Annotated in this window: 22 protein-coding genes; 14 read left to right on the forward strand and 8 right to left on the reverse strand. The window is 73.5% G+C overall.

Features of this window, described 5'->3' with window-relative positions; all coding sequences use genetic code 11:
* From ABZS51_RS11770 to ABZS51_RS11790, 5 genes are all read right to left on the reverse strand, one after another.
* Positions 1-2,115, reverse strand: a complete 2,115-nt coding sequence (locus ABZS51_RS11770; RefSeq protein ID WP_355438904.1) for an alpha-galactosidase — start codon at positions 2,113-2,115, stop codon at positions 1-3.
* 41 nt (positions 2,116-2,156) lie between these two features.
* Entirely contained in the window at positions 2,157-3,788 is a 1,632-nt protein-coding gene (gene pgi / locus ABZS51_RS11775; RefSeq protein WP_310710123.1) for a glucose-6-phosphate isomerase, read from the reverse strand.
* Between the two features lie 150 nt (positions 3,789-3,938).
* Positions 3,939-5,645 carry an IlvD/Edd family dehydratase gene (locus ABZS51_RS11780; RefSeq protein ID WP_355438907.1) on the reverse strand — a complete coding sequence of 569 codons (1,707 nt, stop codon included), beginning with the start codon at positions 5,643-5,645 and terminating at the stop codon, positions 3,939-3,941.
* 48 nt (positions 5,646-5,693) lie between these two features.
* Complete coding sequence (locus ABZS51_RS11785) at positions 5,694-6,110, reverse strand: ATP-binding protein (RefSeq protein ID WP_355438909.1); 417 nt, start codon at positions 6,108-6,110, stop codon at positions 5,694-5,696.
* Between the two features lie 135 nt (positions 6,111-6,245).
* Complete coding sequence (locus tag ABZS51_RS11790) at positions 6,246-6,671, reverse strand: ATP-binding protein (protein WP_355438911.1); 426 nt, start codon at positions 6,669-6,671, stop codon at positions 6,246-6,248.
* Positions 6,672-6,765: 94 nt separating this feature from the next.
* Here ABZS51_RS11790 and ABZS51_RS11795 point away from each other — a divergent pair, with 94 nt between their 5' ends.
* From ABZS51_RS11795 to ABZS51_RS11850, 12 genes are all read left to right on the forward strand, one after another.
* Positions 6,766-9,069 carry a phosphoketolase family protein gene (locus ABZS51_RS11795; protein ID WP_355438913.1) on the forward strand — a complete coding sequence of 768 codons (2,304 nt, stop codon included), beginning with the start codon at positions 6,766-6,768 and terminating at the stop codon, positions 9,067-9,069.
* Positions 9,045-10,220 (forward strand): acetate kinase, encoded by a 1,176-nt coding sequence (locus ABZS51_RS11800; protein WP_355438915.1) that lies wholly within the window; start codon positions 9,045-9,047, stop codon positions 10,218-10,220. The genes ABZS51_RS11795 and ABZS51_RS11800 overlap by 25 nt, the downstream gene beginning before the upstream one ends.
* Before the next feature lie 88 nt (positions 10,221-10,308).
* Complete coding sequence (locus ABZS51_RS11805) at positions 10,309-10,791, forward strand: cation:proton antiporter regulatory subunit (protein WP_310710133.1); 483 nt, start codon at positions 10,309-10,311, stop codon at positions 10,789-10,791.
* 8 nt (positions 10,792-10,799) lie between these two features.
* Positions 10,800-11,975 (forward strand): cation:proton antiporter, encoded by a 1,176-nt coding sequence (locus ABZS51_RS11810; protein ID WP_310710134.1) that lies wholly within the window; start codon positions 10,800-10,802, stop codon positions 11,973-11,975.
* Between the two features lie 48 nt (positions 11,976-12,023).
* Positions 12,024-12,638 (forward strand): pentapeptide repeat-containing protein, encoded by a 615-nt coding sequence (locus ABZS51_RS11815; RefSeq protein WP_355438917.1) that lies wholly within the window; start codon positions 12,024-12,026, stop codon positions 12,636-12,638.
* 89 nt (positions 12,639-12,727) lie between these two features.
* Positions 12,728-14,155 (forward strand): NAD(P)/FAD-dependent oxidoreductase, encoded by a 1,428-nt coding sequence (locus ABZS51_RS11820; protein WP_310710135.1) that lies wholly within the window; start codon positions 12,728-12,730, stop codon positions 14,153-14,155.
* An 85-nt stretch (positions 14,156-14,240) separates the two neighbouring features.
* Entirely contained in the window at positions 14,241-14,543 is a 303-nt protein-coding gene (locus ABZS51_RS11825; RefSeq protein ID WP_355438919.1) for a hypothetical protein, read from the forward strand.
* 25 nt (positions 14,544-14,568) lie between these two features.
* Positions 14,569-14,712: a hypothetical protein gene (locus ABZS51_RS11830; RefSeq protein WP_355438921.1), complete on the forward strand. Its 144-nt coding sequence runs from the start codon at positions 14,569-14,571 to the stop codon at positions 14,710-14,712.
* A gap of 67 nt (positions 14,713-14,779) precedes the next feature.
* Positions 14,780-15,223, forward strand: a complete 444-nt coding sequence (locus ABZS51_RS11835; protein WP_355438923.1) for a CBS domain-containing protein — start codon at positions 14,780-14,782, stop codon at positions 15,221-15,223.
* Entirely contained in the window at positions 15,220-16,509 is a 1,290-nt protein-coding gene (locus tag ABZS51_RS11840; protein WP_355438925.1) for an ArsB/NhaD family transporter, read from the forward strand. Before ABZS51_RS11835 ends, ABZS51_RS11840 begins: the two co-directional genes overlap by 4 nt.
* Before the next feature lie 33 nt (positions 16,510-16,542).
* On the forward strand, positions 16,543-17,202 hold the full coding sequence (locus ABZS51_RS11845) for a TrkA family potassium uptake protein (RefSeq protein ID WP_355438927.1): 660 nt from the start codon (positions 16,543-16,545) through the stop codon (positions 17,200-17,202).
* A gap of 116 nt (positions 17,203-17,318) precedes the next feature.
* The gene (locus ABZS51_RS11850) at positions 17,319-17,606 is read left to right on the forward strand and encodes a Fe-S cluster assembly protein HesB (RefSeq protein WP_310710149.1); all 288 of its coding nucleotides are present in this window, start codon (positions 17,319-17,321) and stop codon (positions 17,604-17,606) included.
* A gap of 98 nt (positions 17,607-17,704) precedes the next feature.
* On the opposite strand, the gene ABZS51_RS11855 is transcribed toward ABZS51_RS11850, so the two are convergent.
* Positions 17,705-18,688, reverse strand: a complete 984-nt coding sequence (locus ABZS51_RS11855) for an acetylxylan esterase (protein WP_355438929.1) — start codon at positions 18,686-18,688, stop codon at positions 17,705-17,707.
* Positions 18,689-18,802: 114 nt separating this feature from the next.
* Between ABZS51_RS11855 and ABZS51_RS11860 the strand changes: the two genes are divergently transcribed.
* On the forward strand, positions 18,803-19,081 hold the full coding sequence (locus ABZS51_RS11860) for a hypothetical protein (RefSeq protein WP_310710153.1): 279 nt from the start codon (positions 18,803-18,805) through the stop codon (positions 19,079-19,081).
* 53 nt (positions 19,082-19,134) lie between these two features.
* Here ABZS51_RS11860 and ABZS51_RS11865 read toward each other — a convergent pair whose 3' ends face one another.
* The gene (locus ABZS51_RS11865) at positions 19,135-19,548 is read right to left on the reverse strand and encodes an organic hydroperoxide resistance protein (protein WP_355438931.1); all 414 of its coding nucleotides are present in this window, start codon (positions 19,546-19,548) and stop codon (positions 19,135-19,137) included.
* A gap of 79 nt (positions 19,549-19,627) precedes the next feature.
* On the opposite strand from ABZS51_RS11865, the gene ABZS51_RS11870 reads away from it, so the two are divergent.
* On the forward strand, positions 19,628-20,068 hold the full coding sequence (locus tag ABZS51_RS11870) for a MarR family transcriptional regulator (RefSeq protein WP_355438933.1): 441 nt from the start codon (positions 19,628-19,630) through the stop codon (positions 20,066-20,068).
* A 68-nt stretch (positions 20,069-20,136) separates the two neighbouring features.
* On the opposite strand, the gene ABZS51_RS11875 is transcribed toward ABZS51_RS11870, so the two are convergent.
* Positions 20,137-21,745: hypothetical protein (locus tag ABZS51_RS11875; RefSeq protein ID WP_355438935.1), on the reverse strand; the 1,609-nt coding region annotated here is incomplete at its 5' end.

Below are 21,745 nucleotides of genomic sequence, written 5' to 3' on the forward strand. Positions count from 1 at the left end.
TCATGATCTGCCCTCTACGCGCTGCAGCACCAGCATCTCGCTGCGATAGTCGGTCCCGGACAGTGACCAGGACGGCACGACCAGGCCGTGGTGCATGAGCGCGGCCCCGTGCCGGCGCACCCCCGCCTCGTCCTCGTACAGCGCCTCGGGGTCGAGCCCGGCCAGGCGCAGCCGCCGGGGCGGCCGCTCGTCCAGCGTGTACGGGTTGTAGGCGAACACCACCACCCGCTCCCCCAGCGTGTACTGCACGGCCGACGCGCTGGTGCCCGGCGACCCCGTCAGGCGGTGCAGCTCGCCGTGCTGGACGACGGGGCGCACGGCCTTGTACGCGGCGACGAGCTCCCGCGCCTCGGCCAGCTCCTGCTCGCTCCACCTGGCCAGGTCGCCGCCGATGCCGAGCGTGCCGGCCATGGCGACGTGGAAGCGGTAGCGCAGCGGCACCTCCCGCCCGCTGATCGGGTTGGGGCTGTCGGTGACCCAGCACGACATCGCGCTCGCCGGGTACAGGTAGGAGAAGCCCTCCTGGATGGTCTGGCGGTGGCGGGCGTCGGTGTTGTCGGAGGTCCACACCTGGTCGGTGCGCCGCAGGATGCCGAAGTCGGCCCGGCCGCCGCCGCCCGAGCACGACTCGATCCGCAGGCCGGGGTGGCGGGCGCGCACCTCGTCCATGACGGCGTAGACGCCGCGGGTGTGCTCGATCCACAGCAGGTCGCCGCCCTCGGCCCAGCCGGCCTGGCTGAAGCTGCGGTTCATGTCCCACTTGAGGTAGGCCAGGCCGTACTCGGCGACGAGCCCGTCCAGCCAGCCGAGCGCCCAGGCGCGCACGTCGTCGCGGGCGAAGTTGAGGACGAGCTGGTGGCGCATGGTGTCGCGGCGGCGGCCCGGGTAGTGCAGCGTCCAGCCGGGGTGCTCGCGGTAGAGGTCGCTGTCGGGGTTGACCATCTCGGGCTCCACCCAGAGCCCGGCCTGCATGCCCAGCTCGCGGACGCCGTCGAACAGCTTGCCCAGGCCCTGCGGGAAGCGGTCCGGGTTCGGCCACCAGTCGCCGAGGCCGCGTGTGTCGTCGGTGCGCGTGCCGAACCAGCCGTCGTCCACGACGAACAGCTCGACGCCCAGCTCGGCGGCCCGGCGGGCGAGGGCGAGCTGGCCGTCCTCGCTGACGTCGAAGCCGGTGGCCTCCCACGAGTTGTACAGGACGGGCCGCTCCTCGGCAGGAGTGGGCAGGACGTGCCCGCGCGCGTAGGCGTGCCAGGCGCGGCTGGCCGCGCCGTACCCGCCGGTGGTGTGCAGGCCGAGCACGGACGGCGTGCGCAGCGAGCCGCCCGGCGCGAGCGACCAGGTGAGGCCCTCGTGGCCGAACCCGGCGGTGACGGCGAGGTCGCCCTCGGGGCGGCGCTGCGCGGTGAGCCGCCACGAGCCGCTCCACGCCAGCGCGACGCTCCACACCTCGCCGCCCGTCTCGGACGCGTCACCGATCATGATCCACGGGTTGGCCTTGTGCGAGGTCGTGCCGGTCCTGCTGGTGAACGTGGTCTCGCCGGGCGGCAGCTCGCCCCGGTGGAGCTGGGTCTCGCGGGCCCAGCCGCCGGCCACGCCGGCGTAGCCGAACCCGGCCTGCTCGGGCACCGCCCACGCCCCGGAGTCGAGCCGCTGGAGGTGGACGGGCTCGCCGGAGTCGTTGGCCACCTCGGTCCAGCGCTCGATCACGTCGGTGTCGTCGTGGACGCGCACGCGCAGGCCGACGCACAGCCCGTAGACCTGGTCGCGCAGCACCAGCTCCAGCTCGTCCGGGCCGTGCTGGACGGCCCGGTCGAAGGCCAGCTCGACGGAGCGGACGCCACCCGGGTAGACCGCCTGCAGCGACGGCACGCCCCAGCGGCGCCCCCCGTCGACGGGCAGCAGCTCGGCCGCGTCGGCGGGGTCGAGGAAGCCGGTGGCGATCCACGCCGGGACCGCGTCGGCGACCTCACCCAACGCGGCGCCGGGCAGCCTCGGCCCCCAGTAGTGCTGGACGACGCGGGTGTCGTCGCCGCTCTCGACGCCGAAGACGTAGGCGGTGGCGGGGGTGAGGGCGGCCCAGGTGTGGTCGCGCCCGGGAACCGGGATGACAGGCATGAAAAGGATCCTCCGGTCACCCGGCCCGCCCCGTCAATCCGTCAGGCGCGGCGGCCCCTCAGCTCGCGGTAGCGGCGGACGAGCTGCGCGGTGGACGGGTCGGGCAGGCCGGTGGGCGGCTCCTCGCCGGTGAGGGCGGGCGCGAGGTCGAGCGCCATCTTCTTGCCCAGCTCGACGCCCCACTGGTCGAAGGAGTCGACCCCCCAGACGGTGCCCTCGACGAACACGATGTGCTCGTACAGGGCGACGAGCTGTCCCAGCGTGGACGGGGTGAGCTTCGGCGCGAGGATGGTGGAGGTGGGCCGGTTGCCGGGCATCACCTTGTGCGGCACGATCCCGGCCGCGGTGCCCTCGCCGGCGATCTCCTCGGCGGTCTTGCCGAACGCCAGCGCGGAGGTCTGCGCGAACAGGTTGGCCGAGAGCAGGTCGTGCATGCCCTCGCGGTCCTCGAACGGCTCGGCGAACCCGATGAAGTCGGCCGGGACGAGCCGCGTGCCCTGGTGGAGGAGCTGGTAGAAGGCGTGCTGGCCGTTGGTGCCCGGCTCGCCCCAGAAGATCTCGCCGGTGTCGGTGGAGACCGGCTCGCCGTCGGCGCGCACGGACTTGCCGTTGGACTCCATGGTGAGCTGCTGGAGGTAGGCGGGGAAGCGGTGCAGGCGCTGGCTGTAGGGCAGGACGGCGCGGGTCTCGGCGCCGAAGAAGTCCGTGTACCACACCCCGAGCAGGCCGAGCAGGACCGGCATGTTGGCGTGGAACGGAGCGGTGCGGAAGTGCTCGTCGATCGTGTGGAAGCCGGCCAGCATCTCGCGGAACCGCTCCGGCCCGATGGCGACCATCAGGGACAGGCCGATGGCGCCGTCGTAGGAGTAGCGGCCGCCGACCCAGTCCCAGAAGCCGAACATGTTGTCGGTGTCGATGCCGAACTCGGCGACCTTCGCGGCGTTGGTGGAGACCGCCACGAAGTGCTTGGCCACGGCCTCCTCGCCGAGCGCGCCGACCAGCCACTGGCGGGCGACCTTGGCGTTGGTGAGCGTCTCCAGCGTGGTGAACGTCTTGGAGCTGACCACGAACAGGGTGGTGGCCGGGTCGAGGCCGGCGAGGTTGCCGGTGATGTCGGCCGGGTCGATGTTGGAGACGAAGCGGGCCTCGATGCCGGCGTCGGCGTAGTCGCGCAGCGCCTCGTAGGCCATGGCGGGGCCGAGGTCGGAGCCGCCGATGCCGATGTTGACGACGGTGGTGATGGGCTGCCCGGTCGCGCCGCGCCACTCCTGGGAGCGGACCCGCTCGGCGAAGCCGCTCATCTTGTCGAGCACGGCGTGGACGTCGCCGACCACGTCCTGCCCGTCGACGGTCAGCTCCGCGCCGGCGGGCATGCGCAGCGCCACGTGGAGGACGGCGCGGTCCTCGCTGACGTTGATGTGCTCGCCGGAGAACATGGCGTCGATCCGCTCGCGCAGCCCGGCCCGCTCGGCCAGCGCCACGAGCAGGTCGAGGGTCTCGCCGGTGGCGCGCTGCTTGGCGTAGTCGAGGAACAGGTCGCCGGCGGTCAGCGTCATCCGCTCCGCGCGCCCCGGGTCCTCCGCGAACAGCTCGCGCAGGTGCCTGCCGGCCAGCTCCTCGTGGTGCTTGCCCAGCGCCGCCCACTCCTGGCTGTGGGTGATGTCGCCGCTCACGTGTCCTCCTGCGTCGTTAAGGGTGCCGTCAATCCGATCACACGGTTCACATGGTTCCGTAACCCCGTACCCAGGCGAGCCGATTCCGCGCACGGCGCAGCCCACTCTTTGCCGCGGCCGGAACCGGCGCCGCGGGGAGGCGGGGGGTGGTCAGTGGGAGTCGCGGCCCACCCGGTCTCCGCTCGACCCGGCGAGGAAGTCGAGGTCCACGCCCTGGTGGGCCTGGGTGACGTGGTCCACGTAGAGGCGCTCCCAGCCGCGTACGGGCCGGGCGTGGCCGGTCATGACGGGGTCGCGGGCGGCCAGCTCGCCCTCGGGCAGGTCCACGTCGAGCCGCCTGGCCGCCACGTCGAGCACGACGGGGTCGCCGGTGCGGACCCGGGCCAGCGGCCCGCCGGCGGCGGCCTCGGGCGAGGCGTGCAGGACGACCGTGCCGTAGGCGGTGCCGCTCATGCGGGCGTCACTGATCCGCACCATGTCGCGCACGCCCTTGGCGAGCAGCTTGGCGGGCAGCGGCAGGTTGCCGACCTCGGGCATGCCGGGGTAGCCCTTGGGGCCGCAGCCGCGCAGCACGAGGACGGAGGTCTCGTCCACGTCGAGGTCGGGCGAGTCGAGCCGGGCGCGCAGGTCCTCGACGCTGTCGAAGACGACGGCCCGGCCGCGGTGGCGCAGCAGCTCGGGCGAGGCGGCGGCGGGCTTGATGACGGCCCCGTCGGGGGCCAGGTTGCCGCGCAGCACGGCGATGCCCGCGTCGGCCAGCAGCGGGTCGGCGCGGCGCCGGATGACGGTCTCGTCCCAGATCTCGGCCTCGGCGAGGTACGCGGTGAGCGGCCGGCCGGTGACGGTGATCGCGGCCGGGTCGAGCAGGTCCTCGACCTCCCGGAGCAGGGCGAGCAGCCCGCCGGCGCGGAACAGGTCGTCCATGAGGTGGCGCCCGGCCGGCTGGAGGTCGGCCAGCAGGGGGACGCCGGCGCCGGTGCGGTCGAAGTCGTCGAGGTCGAGCGGCACGCCGAGGCGGCCGGCGATGGCCAGCAGGTGGATCACCGCGTTGGTGGAGCCGCCGATGGCGGCCAGGGTGACGATCGCGTTGAGGAACGAGCCGCGGGTCATCACCTGGCTGGGGCGGCGCTCCTGCCGGACGAGCTCGACGGCCAGCTCCCCCGCGGCGTGCGAGAGCTCCAGCAGCCGGCTGTCGGGGGCCGGGGTGCCGGCGGTGCCGGGCAGGGTCATGCCGAGAGCCTCGGCCATGCAGGCCATCGTGGAGGCGGTGCCCATGGTGTTGCAGTGGCCGCGGCTGCGGATCATGGACGACTCGGAGCGCAGGAACGCCTCGCGCGACAGCGTGCCGGCGCGCACCTCCTCGCTGAGCCGCCACACGTCGGTGCCGCAGCCGAGGGGTACGCCGCGGAAGTGGCCGGTCAGCATGGGGCCGCCGGGGACGACGAGGGCGGGCAGGTCGACCGAGGCGGCGGCCATGAGCAGCGACGGGGTCGTCTTGTCGCACCCGCCGAGCAGGACCACGCCGTCGATCGGGTTGGCGCGCAGCATCTCCTCGGTGGCCATGGCGGCCAGGTTGCGCCACAGCATCGCGGTGGGGCGGACGTTGGTCTCGCCGAGGGAGACGACGGGCAGGTCGAGCGGGACGCCGCCGGCGGCCCACACGCCCTGCCGCACGCTCGCTGCCACCTCGTCGAGGTGGGAGTTGCAGGGGGTGAGGTCGGAGGCGGTGTTGGCGATCGCGATGTGCGGCCGGTCGCCGCCGAAGGCGGAGGAGGGCAGGCCGCGGCGCATCCAGGCCCGGTGGATGTAGGAGTTCCGGTCGTCACCCGAGTACCACTGCGCGCTGCGGAGCCCCATGGCCGCAGCCTATCGCCCGGCCCTGTCGGGCGGCCCTGTCAGGCGGCCCTATCCGGTGGTCTTCATCACCATGTGGACGGTCGTCCCGGCGGGGCCGGTGGCGAAGGCGGCGCCGTCGGTCAGGCGGCGGATCAGCCATATGCCGCGCCCGCCCACCTGGGAGGGGGCGGGCAGGCCGGTGTCCTCCAGGTACGACGCCGGGATGCCGGGACCGAAGTCGCGGATCTCGCACAGCAGCCGTTCGCCGTCGCGCCACAGGCGCAGCCTGCCGCGCCCGCCTGCGTGGGTGACGACGTTGACCAGGCACTCGTTGACCGCCATGACGAAGTCGACGAGGCGGGTGGAGATGAGCCCGTTCTCGCCCGCGACCCGTTGTGTCTCGGCGCGCGTGCCGGTCAGGGTGTCCTGCTCGAAGAACGTGTCGAGCAGCGGAGGCGGGTCCGCCTCACCGCGTTCGGAGTTCACGGGGTCGCCTGCCTGAGGTGGTCGGCCTGCCGGTGGTCGGCCGGTCCGAGGTGGTCGGCCGGTCGGTAGTGGACGGCCGGTCGGAGGTGGACGGCCGGTCGGAGGGTGGTGGCGTGCGTGGACGGGCGCGTGCCGTCAGGACGCGTCGTGCCGCCGGTCGCCCAGCGACATCGCGATGCGCACGGCGGTGCCGTCCGGGCCGGTCGTGATGGTGACGTCATCGGCCAGACGCCGCATGAGCCAGATGCCCCAGCCGCCCGCCGAGGTCATGGGCGGCGGATCCACCTTGTCCAGTGTCCGCTCCGCTATCCCGGCTCCGTGGTCGCGGATCTCGCACACCATGTCGTCGCCGTCTCTCCACAGCCGCAGCACCCCCCTTCCCTCGCCGTAGGCGATCGCGTTGACGACCGCCTCGTTGGTGGCCAACACGAGGTCCACGGCGCGCTCCTCCGCCAGGCCGTTTGCCTGCGCGAAGCGCTCCACCGCGCCGCGTGCCCCCGCTACGTCCGCCTCGGTGAATGCCATGGCGAACGCCTGTGTTCTCGATGACCGGATGTCCATGACGCCTCACTCAGCCGGTTGACTCGTCTCCTGCCACAGGAGAGGCGTTCTAATCAAGGCGGTTGAGCCGTCCGTATGAAGGAACCATCATGGGATGGACGATATCGACGCGTACTGGCGGGCGGCGAACTATCTGTCCGTCGGGCAGATCTATTTGCTGGACAACCCCCTTTTGGCGGAGCCGCTCCGGGCCGAGCACGTGAAGCCGCGCCTGCTGGGCCACTGGGGTACCACGCCCGGACTCAACTTCTGCTTCGCCCATCTCAACAGGATCATCAGGCTCCGCGACCAGGACATGATCTATGTCGCGGGGCCCGGCCACGGCGGGCCGGCGGCGGTGGCGCACGCCTGGCTGGAGGGCTCCTACACGGAGCGCTACCCCGACATCGGTCAGGACGTGAAGGGCATGCGGCGGCTGTTCCGCCAGTTCTCCTTCCCCGGCGGGATCCCCAGCCACGTGGCGCCGGAGACGCCCGGCTCCATCCACGAGGGCGGTGAGCTGGGCTACAGCCTGGCGCACGCCTACGGCGCGGCCTTCGACAACCCGGACCTGGTGGTGGCCTGCGTCATCGGCGACGGGGAGGCGGAGACGGGGCCGCTCGCGGCGAGCTGGCACTCCAACAAGCTGCTCGACCGGCGCAAGGACGGTACGGTCCTGCCGATCCTGCACCTCAACGGCTACAAGATCGCCAACCCGACGGTCCTGGCCCGCATCCCCGAGCAGGAGCTGCTCCAGCTCATGCGCGGCTACGGCTACCGGCCGCACGTGGTGGGCCCGGACCACCAGGAGATGGCCGGCACCCTGGACACGGTGTTCGACGAGATCGCCGCGTACCGGGCGGGCGACGCGGAGCGGATGCCCATGATCGTGCTGCGCACCCCCAAGGGGTGGACCGGCCCGCGCGAGGTGGACGGCCTGCCGGTGGAGGGCACGTGGCGCGCGCACCAGGTGCCGCTGGCCGGCGTGCGGGACAACGCCGAGCATCTGGCCATGCTGGAGACCTGGATGCGCTCCTACCGGCCCGAGGAGCTGTTCACGCCGGAGGGCCGGCCGGTGCCCGAGGTCACCGGGTCCGTGCCCGGCGGGCCGCGCCGGATGAGCGCGAACCCGCACACCAACGGCGGCGAGCTGCTGGCGCCGCTGCGGCTGCCGGACTTCCGCGAGCACGCCGTCGAGGTCAAGTCGCCGGCCGCCTCGATCAACGAGCCGACCCGCGTCTTCGGCGGGCTGCTGCGCGACATCATCGCGGCCAACCCGACGACGTTCCGGCTGATGGGGCCGGACGAGACCGCCTCCAACCGGCTGTCGAACGTCTTCGAGGTCACCGACCGGGCCTGGAACGCCGAGCTGAAGCCCACCGACGAGAACCTGGCGCCCGGCGGGCGGGTCATGGAGATCCTTTCGGAGCACCTGTGCCAGGGCTGGCTGGAGGGCTACCTGCTGACCGGCCGGCACGGGCTGTTCAACTGCTACGAGGCGTTCATCCACATCATCGACGCCATGTTCAACCAGCACGCCAAGTGGCTGGAGTCGTCCAAGAAGATCCCGTGGCGGCGGCCCGTGGCCTCGCTGACGTACCTGCTGTCGTCACACGTGTGGCGGCAGGACCACAACGGCTTCAGCCACCAGGACCCGGGCTTCCTCGACGTGGTGGTCAACAAGAAGCCGGCGGTGGTGCGGGTCTACCTGCCGCCGGACGCGAACACGCTGCTGTCGGTCGGCGACCACTGCCTGCGCTCGCGCGACTACGTCAACGTCATCGTGGCCGGCAAGCAGCCGGTCCTGGACCTGTTCACGATCGACGAGGCGATCGCGCACTGCACCCGCGGCCTCGGCATCCTGCCGTGGGCGAGCACCGACGAGGGCGCCGAGCCGGACGTGGTGCTGGCCTGCGCGGGCGACGTGCCCACCCTGGAGACGCTGGCCGCCGCGGCGATGCTGCGCGAGCACCTGCCGCAGCTGAAGGTGCGCGTGATCAACGTCGTGGATCTCATGCGCCTGCAGCCGCGCAGCGAGCACCCGCACGGCATGCCGGACGCCGAGTACGACGCGCTGTTCACCCCGGGCAAGCCGGTGATCTTCAACTTCCACGGGTACCCGCAGCTCATCCACCGGCTGACCTACCGCCGCAGCGGTCACGACCACCTGCACGTGCGCGGCTACAAGGAGGAGGGCACCACCACGACGCCGTTCGACATGGCGATGCTCAACGACATCGACCGCTTCCACCTCGTCATGGACGTCATCGACCGGGTGCCGGGCCTCGGCACCACGCAGGCGCACCTGCGCCAGCGCATGTCGGACGCCCGGCTGCAGGCCCGCGCGTACACGCGGACGCACGGCGAGGACGCTCCCGAGATCAGCGGGTGGACATGGCCGCACGCATTCTCGTCCTGAACACCGGCTCCTCCTCCATCAAGTACGAGCTCATCGACGTGGAGTCCCGCGAGCGGGCGGCGCGCGGCCTGGTCGAGCGGATCGGCGAGGAGGAGGGGCGGCTCACCCACCACGCGGGCGGCGCGGAGAGCCGGCCGTACGAGTGCGAGCGGCGCTTCCCCGGGCACGCCGAGGGGCTGGCGGCGGTGCTGGAGGCGTTCGACAAGGCCGGGCCGCAGCTCGACCCGGTCGCGGTCGGGCACCGGGTCGTGCACGGCGGGACCCGCTTTCGCGAGGCGGTGCTCGTCGACGACGAGGTGATCGCGGCCATCGAGGAGCTGGCGCCGCTCGCCCCGCTGCACAACCCGGTGAACCTGGCCGGCGTGCGCGTGGCGCGTGAGGCCTTCCCGGGCGTGCCGCAGGTCGCCGTGTTCGACACCGCCTTCCACCAGACGCTGCCGCCGGAGGCGTACACGTACGCGGTGCCGCGGGAGTGGGAGGTGCGGCGGTTCGGCTTCCACGGGACCTCGTGCGCGTACGTGTCGGGGCGGGCCGCGGAGCTGCTGGGCCGTTCCCCGGAGGAGACGAACCTGATCGTGCTGCACCTCGGCAACGGCGCGAGCGCCACCGCGATCGAGGGCGGCCGCAGCGTGGACACCTCCATGGGGCTGACGCCGCTGGAGGGCCTGGTCATGGGCACCCGCTCCGGCGACGTGGACCCGGCGCTGCTCGGCTACCTCAAGCGGGCGCGGGGCCTGGACGTGGAGCCGGCCGAGGAGGCGCTGAGCCGTGCGGGCGGCCTGCTCGCCCTGGCCGGGTCGGGCGACATGCGGGAGGTGCGGCGGCGCGCCGCCGGCGGCGACGCCCGCGCCCGGCTGGCCCTGGACGTCTACACGCGGCGGATCCGCAAATACGTCGGCGCCTACTGCGCGGTGCTCGGCCGGGTGGACGCCGTCGTGTTCACCGGCGGCGTCGGCGAGCACGACGCCGCCACGCGGGCCGAGGCGCTGGCCGGGCTGGACCGGTTCGGCCTGGCCGTGGACGCGGAGCGGAACGCGGCCGACGCCTCCGGGGAGCGGCCCGTGTCGCCGGAGGGGGCGCGGACGGCGGTGCTGGTCGTGCCGACGGACGAGGAGTGGGAGATCGCCCGCCAGACGCTCGCCCTCATCTGACCCCGCCTCCTGATTCGCACAACAGGTCCATATGCCGCCAAATGGTACGGTTTGCGGGTCATCAGCGGATCGGGCGAGCGGGGAGACGGTGGAGGTCGAGCAGACTGCGCTGCCGGGCATCGGGCTACGGCACGAGTTCACGACGCAGAGCGGCAGACGGGTGGCGGTGATCTCCCACCGGACCGGACGCCGTGACCTGGTCATCTACGACAAGGGCGACCCCGACCGCGCCTGCGAGACGGTCAAGCTGAACGACGAGGAGGCCGAGGCGCTGGTCGAGCTCCTCGGCGCGCCCCGCATCGTGCAGCGGCTCAACCAGCTCCACCAGCAGGTCGAGGGCCTGGTCAGCCTCCAGCTGCCCATCCCGCCCGGCTCGCCGTACACCGGGCGGCCCATGGGCGACGCGCGCGTGCGGACCCGCACCAACGCCTCCATCGTCGCGGTGGTGCGCGGGCCCCAGGTCTTCACCAGTCCCGGACCGGACTTCGTCTTCGCCGAGAACGACATCGTCGTCGTCGTGGGCGGCGCGGACAGCACCGCCGAGGTGGCCGACATCCTGGCGCACGGGTAGGGCCCTGGGTGCACGACACTGCAATTCTGCTGGTCGAAGTCGGTGCGGTCATTCTGGGCCTCGGCGTGCTCGGCGCCCTCGCCCTACGGGCCGGAATCTCCCCGATCCCCCTCTATCTGATCGCCGGGCTGGCCTTCGGCACCGGCGGCGTGCTGCCCCTGGCCACGAGCGAGGAGTTCATCTCCGCCGGAGCCGAGCTGGGCGTCGTCCTGCTGCTGCTCACGCTCGGCCTGGAGTACAACGCCGGCGAGCTGGTCACCAGCCTCAAGAGTAACGCCCGGGCCGGGCTCGTCGACCTGGTCGCCAACGCCGCTCCCGGCGCGATCTGCGCGCTGCTGCTCGGCTGGGGGCCGGTGGCGGCGGTCGCGATGGCCGGCGTCACCTACGCCACCTCCTCCGGCATCACCGCCAAGGTCCTGTCCGACCTGGGCTGGATCGGTAACCGGGAGACGCCGACGGTGCTGTCGCTGCTGGTGTTCGAGGACCTGACGATGGCCCTCTACCTGCCGGTGCTGACGGCCCTGCTGGCCGGGCTGAGCCTGGTGAGCGGCGCCGTCACCGTGGCCGTCGCGCTGGCCACGGTCAGCGTGGTGCTGCTGGTCGCACTGCGCTACGGCCGCTTCATCGAGGCGTTCGTCTCCAGCCCCAACTCCGAGGTGCTGCTGCTCAAGGTCGTCGGGCTCGCGCTGCTCGTGGCCGGGCTGGCCCAGCAGCTCCAGGTGTCGGCGGCCGTCGGCGCGTTCCTCGTGGGCATCGCCCTGTCCGGGCAGCTCGCCCACGACGCGCGGGCGCTGCTGGAGCCGCTGCGCGACCTGTTCGCCGCGGTGTTCTTCGTCTTCTTCGGCCTCCAGACCGACCCGGCGAAGATCCTGCCCGTGGCGGGCCTGGCGGCGCTGCTGGCCGTGATCAGCATGGCCACCAAGCTGCTGACGGGCATGTACGCGGCCCGCCGGGCCGGCATCGCCCGCGCCGGCCAGGCCCGCGCCGGCATCGCGCTCATCCCCCGGGGCGAGTTCAACATCGTGATCGCCGGGCTCGCCGTGGCGGCCGGAGTCCACCCGGACCTCGGCCCGCTGGCCGCGGCGTACGTCCTGATCCTGGCGGCCTTCGGGCCGCTGGCGGCCAAGCTCGTGCAGCCGCTGATCGACTCCCTGACCCGCCGGGCCGCCGGCGAGACGGGCTGACACACCTCACCGCGAGAAGTGTCGGGGGCGGTCGCTAGCCTGCCGGCCATGGCCGAACGCGCGGACGGGCACCGCCCCCCTCCCACCGACACGACGATCGACTCCGCCGACTGGGACGGGCGCGAGCTGCACCGCGAGGTCCACCGGCGGGTCCTGTTCTCCGGCGTGGACATGACCGAGGCGACCGACCGCGGATCGGTGTTCGAGGAGTGCGTCTTCCGCGACGTCCGCTTCAACGTGTCGCTGCACGAGGACGCCCTGTTCGCGGGCTGCGCGTTCGTCCGCTGCTCCTTCTTCGACGCCACGTTCCGGGACTGCAAGCTGACCGGCGGCAGGTTTGACGGCTGCTCGTACGGACTGCTCAAGGTCGAGGGCGGGGACTGGTCCTTCGCCGGGCTGCCCGGCGCCGACCTGCGGGGCAGCGCCTTCCAGGACGTACGGCTGCGGGAGGCCGACCTGACCGGCGCCCGGCTGGAGGGCGCCTCGCTGCTGCGCTGCGACCTGTCGGGGGCCTGGCTGCGGGGCGCCGACCTGACCCGCTGCGACCTGCGCGGCAGCGACCTCGACGGCCTCGACCCGCTCACGGTCGAGCTCGACAAGGCGATCATCGACGCCCACCAGGCGACGGTGGTCGCCGCCGCGCTCGGCCTCGACGTGCGCTGACGGCCCCACCGACCTTGTGGACCGGGTGCCGCCCCGGCTTCGCCCCGGAGCGGCACCTTCTGAAAGGCTGGTGCCGGTACGCCGGTGAGATGTGGGAGGCAGACGTGGGCGACGAGTTCGACGTGATCGTGATCGGCGGCGGTCCCGCCGGGGAGAACGTGGCGGCGCGGGCCGTGCGGGGCGGGCTCACCGCCGCTGTCGTGGAGAACCGCCTGCTGGGCGGCGAATGCTCCTACTGGGCGTGCATCCCCAGCAAGGCGCTGCTGCGCCCCGTGGAGCTGGCGGCCGAGGTGGCCCGCGTGCCCGGCCTGACGCTCGGCCCCATCGACGCCGGCAAGGTGCTGGCCCGGCGCGACGAGGCGGTGGCGCACTACGACGACTCCGGCCAGGTGGACTGGCTGAACGGGGTGCCGGCCACGATGGTGCGCGGCACGGGCCGGCTCGACGGTCCGCGCCGGGTCCGCGTCACCGAGCCCGACGGCTCCGAGCGCACGCTGACCGCGCGGCACGCGGTGGTGCTCGCCACGGGCAGCACCCCGGCCGTTCCGCCGGTGCCCGGTCTGCGCGAGGCCGCCCCCTGGACCAGCCACGAGGTGACCGCGGCCGCCTCCGTGCCCGAGCGGCTGGCCGTCATCGGGGGCGGCGTGGTCGCCTGCGAGATGGCGCAGGCCATGCACGGCCTCGGCGCGCGGCAGACGACGGTCCTCGTGCGCGGCGACCGGCTGCTGCCCCGGATGGAGCCGTTCGCCGGCGAGCTGCTGGCGGCCTCGTTCGCCGACGCGGGGATCGACGTGCGCTTCCACACCGACGCCGTCGCGGTGGAGCGGCCCGAGCCGGGCGGCAAGGTCACCGTCCGCCTGCCCGACGGGCCGCCGGTGGAGGCCGACGAGCTGCTCGTGGCGACCGGCCGGAAGCCCGCCACGTCCGAGGTCGGCCTGGAGACCGTCGGGCTGACGCCGGGCCGCTACGTCGAGGTCGACGACAGCATGCGCGCCACCGGCGCCGACGGCGGCTGGCTGTACGCGGTCGGCGACGTCAACGGGCGGGCCCTGCTCACCCACATGGGCAAGTACCAGGCGCGGGTGTGCGGCGACGTCATCGCGGCGCGGGCCAAGGGCGAGCCCGACGACCTGCCGGCGCTGCGCGACACGGCCGACGGTCAGGGCGCGCCGCAGGTGGTCTTCACCGACCCGCAGCTCTGCTCGGTGGGCCGCACCGAGCAGGCCGCGCGGGAGGCGGGGTTCCGGGTCCGGGCCGTGGAGTACGACATGGGCGCGGTGTCGGGCGCCTACCTGCTCGGCGACGGCTACCGGGGGCGCGCCAAGGCCGTCGTGGACGAGGACCGGCGGGTGCTGCTCGGGGTGACGTTCGCCGGTCCGGGGGCGGCCGAGCTGCTGCACGGCGCGACGATCGCGGTCACGGGCGAGGTGCCGCTGGAGCGGCTGTGGCACGCCGTCCCGTCGTTCCCGACGGTCAGTGAGATCTGGCTGCGCCTGCTGGAGACGTACGGCCTCTGACCGGGGCGCCGCGGCAGGTGCGGGCGGCTGTGTGCGTGCCGGGGACGGCAGGCATGGACCGGTCCGGCGCGGGAAGATGATCGTCGTGAGCTTCGCACCCCTCGACGCCACCGTCCTGGAGAGCCGGGTACGCCACCGGCTCTCGGAGGCGGGGTTCACCGTGGAGCGTCCCGAGGCCGACGGCGACGGCGGCCTCCGCGTCTGGCACGATCCGGGCCGGGGCGTGGTCGTCTCGTGGGAGCCGGACGCCGCGCCCGGCGAGGAGCACGCGGCCCGCTACCGCCTGATCCGGGGCGCGGTACGGCTCGCGTTACGCACGCTGCTCGCCGACGACGGCTGCCACGTGCGCGAGGACGGAACCCAGATGGTCGTCACCTTCCGCCCCTGATCGTCCGCTCCGCGGTGGGAAGCCGGTGCTGACCGGCTGGGCGCCGCTCGGCGGAGCGGCCTGCGGCCGGCTCGTGTCGCCGGACCGGGCCGTGGACCGGGCCGTGGACCGGGCCGTGGACCGGGCCGTGGACCGGGCCGCCGGGCGGCGGACCCGCCGGAGGCGGTAGGTTGATCCACGGTGTGCCGGGAAGGCTGGTCGGCGGTCCTGTCGTCGTGCCCCCGGGAGTGCCGTTCATGCGTGCCAGCGATCTAGTCGCCGACTTCCCCACCGTGGGTCTCGACACCCCGGTGGCCGACGCCGCCCGCCTGCTGGCCGAGCAGGACCTGCCGGGTCTGATCGTGGTGGACGAGCGCGGGCTGCCGGCCGGCATCCTGCCGGGCACCCAGGTGCTGCGCCTGGCCGTGCCGGGCTACTGCCTGGAGGATCCCGCGCTGGCGCGCGTCGTCGACGAGGCGCACGCCGACACGTTCATGCGCTCCATCGCGGGGCGTACGGTGCGCGAGGCGCTGCCGCCCCGGCCACGCGAGCTGCCCGTGGCCGATCCCGACGCCACGGTGCTGGAGCTGGCCGCGCTCATGGCGCGCACGCACAGTCCGCTCGTGGCCGTGGTGGACGGGAGCGGGCTGCGCGGGGCCGTGACGCTCCAGGCGCTGGTGGACCGGCTGGTCGAGCAGTGACGCTGACGGCCTGGCTGGCGGTCGCCGTCTTCCTCGGCGCGTACACGCTGATCGCCACGGAGAAGGTGCACCGGGTCGCCGCGGCGCTGGGCGGCGCCGGGATCATGCTGGTGATCCACGCCACCGCCGCCGGGCCCGCGTTCTTCTCCGAGAGCACCGGGATCGACTGGAACGTCGTGTTCCTGCTGCTCGGCATGATGATCATCGTGGGGGTGCTGAAGCGCACCGGCGTCTTCGAGTACCTGGCGATCTGGGCGGCCAAGCGCGCCCGCGGGCGGCCGTACCGGCTCATGGTGCTGCTTGTGGTGATCACCGCGTCGGCGTCGGCGCTGCTCGACAACGTCACGACCGTGCTGCTCGTGGCGCCCGTGACGTTCCTGGTGTGCGAGCGGCTGGCGCTGCCGGTCGCGCCGTTCCTCATCGCCGAGGCCATCGCCTCCAACATCGGCGGCACGGCCACGCTCGTCGGCGACCCGCCGAACATCATCATCGCCAGCCGGGCCGGTCTCACCTTCAACGACTTCCTCGTCCACCTGGCGCCGCTGGTCGTGGTGCTGGTGGCGGCGTTCGCGCTGCTGTGCCGGGTGCTGTTCCGCCGCGCGTTCCGCTACGACCCGGCGCGGGCGGCGGAGATCATGGCGCTGAACGAGCGGGAGGCCATCGCCGACCGGCGCCTGCTGTGGCAGAGCCTCGTCGTGCTGGTGCTGGTCATGGCGGCGTTCGTGCTGCACCCGGTGCTGCACTACGAGCCGTCGATCGTGGCCCTGCTCGGCGCCGGGGTGCTGGTCGCCCTCACCGAGGTCACCACCGAGGAGGCCCTGGCCGAGGTGGAGTGGCCGACGCTGGTGTTCTTCGCCGGACTGTTCGTGATGGTGGGCGCGCTCGTCCACACCGGCGTCATCGGTGAGGTCGCGCGAGCCGCCGCCGGAGCGGCCGAGGGACGGCCGGCGGCCACCACCATGGCGCTGCTGTGGGGGTCGGCCGGGCTGTCGGCGATCGTGGACAACATCCCGTACGTGGCCACCATGAGCCCCATCGTGGAGCAGCTCGTGCAGGCGAGCGGCGACCATCAGGGGCAGGTGCTGTGGTGGGCGCTGGCGCTCGGCGCCGACCTGGGCGGCAACGCCACGGCCGTCGGCGCGGCGGCCAACGTCGTGGTGATCGGCATCGCCGCCCGCAACGGCACGCCGATCAGCTTCTGGGGCTTCACCCGGTACGGTCTGGTCGTCATGGTCGTCACGGTCGCGCTGGCGACGCCGTACCTGTGGCTGCGCTACCTTCTCTGACCCCCACCTCCCACACTGAGGAGCTACTCCCCCGTGGCTGACAAGACGCTCGACCCGGTCGTGGTCATCGGGCTCGGCCGGTTCGGCACGTCGCTGGCGCTGGAGCTGGCGCGGCACGGCACCGAGGTGCTCGCCATCGACCGGCGGCCCAAGGTCGTGCAGGCGCTCGCCGGGCAGATCACGCAGATCGCCACGGCCGACGCCACCGACATGGAGGCGCTGCGGCAGCTCGGCGTGCCCGACTTCTACCGGGCGGTCGTCGCCATCGGCGGCGACCTGGAGGCCAGCATCCTGACCGCCTCGCTGCTCGTGGAGCTGGAGATCGACGACATCTGGGCCAAGGCCGTCAGCAAGCAGCACGGCCGCATCCTCAGCCGCATCGGCGCCCACCACGTCGTCCTGCCCGAGCACGACATGGGCGAGCGCGTCGCGCACCTGGTGAGCGGCCGCATGCTGGACTACATGCAGGTGGACGAGGGCTTCGCGCTGGCCAAGACCCTGCCGCCGAAGGAGTACGTGGGCGTGCCCCTGGGCCGCTCCCATCTGCGCCGCAAGTACGGCATCACGATCGTCGCGGTCAAGAGCCCCGGCGAGGAGTTCACGTACGCCACGGCGGAGACGGAGCTGACGTACAACGACGTGATCATCGTCTCGGGCCGGACGGAGGCCGTGGAGCGTTTCGCCGAGCTGTGAGTCGCCATCGCCCGGCGCCCGATATATCCGTAAAAATCATGTAGGAGAAGGGTTGGGTGGTGGACGAGCGGGCATGGCAGGCAATTCCTGCACGTCAACCACGAGGAGGAGCCCTAGTGCTCACCCTGACAGAAAACGCAGCCCAGGCCATCCGCGACCTCACGGCCTCCGCGCCGGAGCCCTCGCAGAGCGGCGTCCGCATCGCGTCGCAGGGGCAGGACACGGGTACGCTCACCCTTTCGCTGGCCCACCAGCCCGAGCCCACGGACGCGGTCGTCGAGACCGAGGGGGCCCGCGTCTACCTCGACCCGGTGGCCGCCACCGTCCTCGACGACAAGGCCCTGGACGCGGGGGCCGACGACAAGGGAGCCGTCTCGTTCCTCGTCACCGACCAGCCCACCTGACATCCCACGCGGCGGCCCCGGCCTGACGGGGGACCCGCGGGCCGCCCCCCGGCCCGGCACGGCGTGTCGTGCCGGGCCGGCGGCGTGCCCGCCGCTTCTCAGACGGCGCCGGACAGGAGCTTGTGCGCGTACCGGAGCTGCTCCTCGCGCTGGAAGCCCTGGCCGCCCTCGTGCCTGTTCCACGGCCAGACCGTGATCTCCTTCGGGCCCTGCCAGTGGTTGTAGGCGGCGAAGACCGTGGACGGCGGGCAGACGTCGTCCATGAGCGCCACCGAGTACAGCGCCGGGGCCTGCCCGCGGGCCGCGAAGTGCAGGCCGTCGAAGTAGGCCAGCGTGCGGAAGACCTGCGCCTCGTCGCCGCGGCGGCTGGCGAGGAAGCGCACGATCTCCTGGTACGGGTCGCGGTCGGTGATCTCGACGGCCCGGCGGAAGTGGGTCAGGAACGGCACGTCGATGAGCGCCCCCGCGACCGACGGGTACAGGGCGGCCGTGGCCTGCGCGATGCCGCCTCCCTGGCTGCCACCCGAGACGATGATCCGGCTCTCGTCCACCGCCGGGTGCCCGGCCGCGGCGTCCACGGCGCGCACCGCGTCGGTGAAGACCCGCCGGTAGTAGTACTCCTCCGGGTCGAGGATGCCCTTGGTCATCATGCCGGGCGCGTGCGGATGCGTGCCGCCGTGGGGATCGCCGGTGGCACCCGGGTGCCCCGTGCTGGCGCCGCCGTGGCCGCGGGTCTCCATGACGAACACCGCGTACCCCGCCGCGGGCCACATCAGGTGGTCGTGCGGGAAGCCGCGCCCGCCGGAGTATCCGATGTAGTGCATCACGCACGGCAGGGGCCCCTCCGCGTCCCGGGGGGCGAGGAACCAGCCGCTGATCCGGTGGCCGCCCCAGCCCGCGAACGACACGTCGTACACGTCCACCGAGGCGAGCGGCAGGTCGTACGGCGTGAACTCGGGGGCGAGGTCGAAGCGCCGGGCCTCCTCCAGTGTGCGCGTCCAGAAGTCCGCGAAGTCGGCTGGCTCGTCGCGCTCGGGGCGGTACGAGCGGAGCTGGTCAAGCGGCAGGTCGAACAGGGCCACGAAGATCTCCCAACCTGTGGAACCCGGGGAACGGTTGAGGACATTTCACCGCATGAATGCAGGTAAGCGCTATCCCGGGGTGCCGCGAGCCCGTCCCGGGGTAGAGGCGGACGAATGAACGATCACCTGGTGAAGATCGCGCACCCCCGCCTCCAGCCCGGCCTCGCCATGGAGGCCCCGGCCGACCCGAGCGACTTCCTGCTGCTGTTCACGGACGAGACCGAGTCGCGGGCCCGGCTCGTCCGCGACGACACGGGGCGGCCGGTGCTGCGGGTCGGGGCGCGGATGCGGCTGGACGGGACGGTCGTGGACGAGCAGGTCTGGACGGTGCGGGAGCTGGTGCGCCGGCCGGGCCTGACGCTCATCCGGCTGGGCGAGGCCCTGACCGCCTGACGCTCATCCGGCCGGGCGAGCCCCTGGCCGCCTGACGGTCGCTCGCGCCGGGGTCACTCGACGACGAGCTCGACCGGGATGTTGCCGCGGGTGGCGTTGGAGTAGGGGCAGACCTGGTGGGCGGCCTCCACCAGGGCGCGTCCCTCCTCGTCCTGCAGGTGGTCGGGCAGCTCGACGCGCAGCGCGACCGAGAGCGCGTAGCCACCGGCGTCGTTCGGTCCGATGCCGACCTCGGCGGTGACGGACGCCTCCGACACGTCGGCCTTGGCGCGCCTGGCGACGACGCCGAGGGCGCTGGCGAAGCAGGCGGCGTAGCCGGCGGCGAAGAGCTGCTCGGGGTTGGTGCCGGCGCCGGTGCCGCCCATCTCCTTCGGCGGGGCCAGGGCCACGTCGAGCCTCCCGTCGGAGGTGACGGCACGGCCCTCGCGGCCGGTGGCGGTGGCGATGGCGGTGTAGAGGACGCTCATGGATTCGCTCCTTATGGTTGGACGCAACTCGATTGTGCACAACTTAATTGGCAACAGTCAAATCGGGTATCATGGTCGTATGGATGCCCTGCGGCTCGACGACCAGGTGTGCTTCGCCGTGCACGCCGCCTCCCGCGCCCTCGACGCGGTCTACCGGCGTGAGCTGGCGGCGCTCGGGCTGACGTACCCGCAGTACCTCGTGATGCTGGTGCTGTGGGAGCGGCGGCAGGCGTCCGTCAAGGACCTCGGAGTGGCGCTGCGGCTCGACTCGGGCACGCTGTCGCCGCTGGTCAAGCGCCTGGAGGCAGCCGGGCTCGTACGCCGGGAGCGCGACGCCGGGGACGAGCGGTCGGTGCTGGTCCGGCTGACCCCGGAGGGGGCGCTGCTGCGGGCGCGGGCCGAGCCGCTGCCCCGGCGGATCGGGGAGGCGTCGGGCATGCGGCCGGAGGAGCTGGCCGACCTGCACCGGACGCTGGACCGGCTGACCCGCTCCCTCACCGAAGCCGCCGCCCGCCCCTGACCCGGCCCGTCCCCGCCAAGCCGCCCGTCCCGCCAAGCCGTCCGTCCCCGCCGAGCCGGGAGCTGGGATCAGCGGGCGGCGGGCCCGGCCGAGGGGACGTCGCAGCGGCCGGCCTTGACGCCGGCGACCTTCCACCCGGCGTCCGGGAACGGCGACATGAAATGCGTGAGCAGGTCCACCACGTAGTCCGGCACCTGGCCGCCCGGGTCGAGCAGCGACACCATCTGCGGCCCGTCCGCGCCCCGCAGCCTGATGGAGCCGCTCGCCCCTCCCTCCGCGAACCCCGGCCGGGCGTCCACGGTCAGGCAGGCCAGCCGCACCCCGGCGGCGCTGATCGCCTGCCGGGCGCCGATGCGCCGCATCCGCTGGTCGTAGCGGCGCAGCGCGAGGGAGGTCGCGCGGCCCATCCGCACCGAGTCGTGGAACACGTCGGCGCCGACCCTGCGGCTCAGCCGCACGTCCAGACGTACGTCGGGCCGCAGGTCCACGCCCTTGGCACCGAGGTCCAGCCGGTCGTACCGGCCCTCGAACCCCGGCGCGAGGTAGCCCAGCGCGGCGGGCGCCCGCAGCCCGAACGGGATCCGGCCCGGCCGCACCCGCAGCCACGACACGCGCCGCACCGCGAGCGAGACGTCCGCGACGGTGCTGCGGCCCAGTGCGAAGTCGCCGCCCACCTGGTACGACAGGAAGCCGGTCGTGTACGGGACGTCCTTGCTCACGGCGACCCGCTGGCGGGCGACCGGGTCCACGGTGAGCCCGGCCCGAACGGCGACCCGGCCGGTGGGCACGGGCCTGGACACCAGGTCCACGCCCTGGCCGCCGGGGCCGGGCCGGATGGTGGTGTCCGCGGCCAGGTCGGTGACGGAGAGCGCCACGCCGCCGAGCCGCCCGGACGGGTCGGCGAGCCGGCCCTCCACGGCCAGCCGGCCGTCGAGCGCGTTCACCCCTTCACCGGCCCGGCCGCGCGTACCCGGGCCGGCCGCGTTCCCCGGTCCCGGCACGGCCTTGTACGTGACGGCCGGGACGCGCAGCGCTCCACCGGAGGCGTCGGCGTCCAGCCCGAAGACGGCCGGGACGTCGCTGAGGCTGAGCTCGCCGCTGCCCGCCCCCGGCACCGTGACCGCGGCGCTGAGCCGGCGGACGGGCGAGGAGCCGGTGACGCGGATACGCGTGCGCGCCCCGTACGTGCCCTGGACGGCCAGCGTCGCGGGCACCGGGTCGACCGCCACCTGCCCGCGCACCCCGCCGGCCTCGGCGTGCAGGGTGAGCGACCCGAGGGTGGCCGCCGGCCGGACGCTGTACGCGGCCCGTACGACCCCGCCGCCGCCCACCTCGAACGGCCCGACCGCCATGCTGGTGACGGTACGCGGCAGCCCCGCGAGCGTGGCCCGCACCTTGACCGGGACGGGGGCGAGGACGGTGCTGGCGAGGTACACCTCCAGGCTCCCGCCCCCGGGCCGGAACCCGTCGAACGTGACCGCCCTCCTGGCCGGGTCCACGGTGACGCGGTCCGGCAGCCCGGTCAGGTCCACGTACGCCTGGACCCCGAAGCAGCCGCGCCCGGCGACGCAGAACGGCCCGTCCGCGCAGCCCGGCGACCCGGGCGGGCAGCCGCCGTCCACCAGCGAGACGCCGCCGGCCACGGCGGGGGCGGCGGCCATGCCGCGCAGGGCGGCC

The sequence above is a fragment of the Nonomuraea sp. NPDC005501 genome, assembly GCF_040605905.1.
GTDB lineage: Bacteria > Actinomycetota > Actinomycetes > Streptosporangiales > Streptosporangiaceae > Nonomuraea.

Excerpts from the sequence above, each read along its gene's own strand:
- ABZS51_RS11865 (WP_355438931.1), bottom strand. The coding sequence starts at position 19,548 with ATGAGCGTCCTCTACACCGCCATCGCCACCGCCACCGGCCGCGAGGGC.
- ABZS51_RS11790 (WP_355438911.1), bottom strand. The coding sequence starts at position 6,671 with ATGGACATCCGGTCATCGAGAACACAGGCGTTCGCCATGGCATTCACC.
- ABZS51_RS11860 (WP_310710153.1), top strand. The coding sequence starts at position 18,803 with ATGAACGATCACCTGGTGAAGATCGCGCACCCCCGCCTCCAGCCCGGC.
- ABZS51_RS11770 (WP_355438904.1), bottom strand. The coding sequence starts at position 2,115 with ATGCCTGTCATCCCGGTTCCCGGGCGCGACCACACCTGGGCCGCCCTC.
- ABZS51_RS11870 (WP_355438933.1), top strand. The coding sequence starts at position 19,628 with ATGGATGCCCTGCGGCTCGACGACCAGGTGTGCTTCGCCGTGCACGCC.
- ABZS51_RS11820 (WP_310710135.1), top strand. The coding sequence starts at position 12,728 with ATGTGGGAGGCAGACGTGGGCGACGAGTTCGACGTGATCGTGATCGGC.
- ABZS51_RS11780 (WP_355438907.1), bottom strand. The coding sequence starts at position 5,645 with ATGGGGCTCCGCAGCGCGCAGTGGTACTCGGGTGACGACCGGAACTCC.
- ABZS51_RS11815 (WP_355438917.1), top strand. The coding sequence starts at position 12,024 with ATGGCCGAACGCGCGGACGGGCACCGCCCCCCTCCCACCGACACGACG.
- ABZS51_RS11835 (WP_355438923.1), top strand. The coding sequence starts at position 14,780 with ATGCGTGCCAGCGATCTAGTCGCCGACTTCCCCACCGTGGGTCTCGAC.
- ABZS51_RS11795 (WP_355438913.1), top strand. The coding sequence starts at position 6,766 with ATGGACGATATCGACGCGTACTGGCGGGCGGCGAACTATCTGTCCGTC.
- ABZS51_RS11800 (WP_355438915.1), top strand. The coding sequence starts at position 9,045 with ATGGCCGCACGCATTCTCGTCCTGAACACCGGCTCCTCCTCCATCAAG.